At 44.6% G+C, this 433-nt stretch carries 2 tRNA genes and 1 rRNA gene (1 of these 3 running past the window's edge); all 3 read right to left on the reverse strand.

Features of this window, described 5'->3' with window-relative positions:
• A tRNA-Ala gene (locus V7783_RS21050) sits at nucleotides 1-53 on the reverse strand; it reaches 25 nt to the left of the window's first position.
• 150 nt (nucleotides 54-203) lie between these two features.
• A tRNA-Ile gene (locus tag V7783_RS21055) sits at nucleotides 204-280 on the reverse strand.
• An 89-nt stretch (nucleotides 281-369) separates the two neighbouring features.
• A 16S ribosomal RNA gene (locus tag V7783_RS21060) occupies nucleotides 370-433 on the reverse strand; the annotation flags it as partial.

The following is a 433-nucleotide window of genomic DNA, read 5'->3' on the forward strand; positions in this document are numbered from 1 at the left end:
CCGCAGACCTCCTGCGTGCAAGGCAGGCGCTCTCCCAGCTGAGCTATAGCCCCATTTACATGCAGTTGAGATAAATATCAAGTATCCAATCATAAGATTGGCGAAGCCAAATCGAATTTTAACAAGTTAATTCAATGCGACGTTTACTCTCTTATTACAAGAGTCTAAACGAGTATTTAATTAACGCAGATAAAATGAAGATTTGGTGGGTCAGAGTGGACTTGAACCACCGACCTCACCCTTATCAGGGGTGCGCTCTAACCAGCTGAGCTACAGACCCAACGTAATTTCTCTTTCTTTCTATCAAGTAATCTGTGTGAACACTCACATGCATCGCTGCACTTTTAGGTATTGAGTTAGTCGTATAGGTAAGGAGGTGATCCAACCCCAGGTTCCCCTAGGGTTACCTTGTTACGACTTCACCCCAGTCATG

It is taken from the genome of Pseudoalteromonas sp. (genome assembly GCF_036960685.1).
Classification (GTDB): Bacteria; Pseudomonadota; Gammaproteobacteria; order Enterobacterales; family Alteromonadaceae; genus Pseudoalteromonas.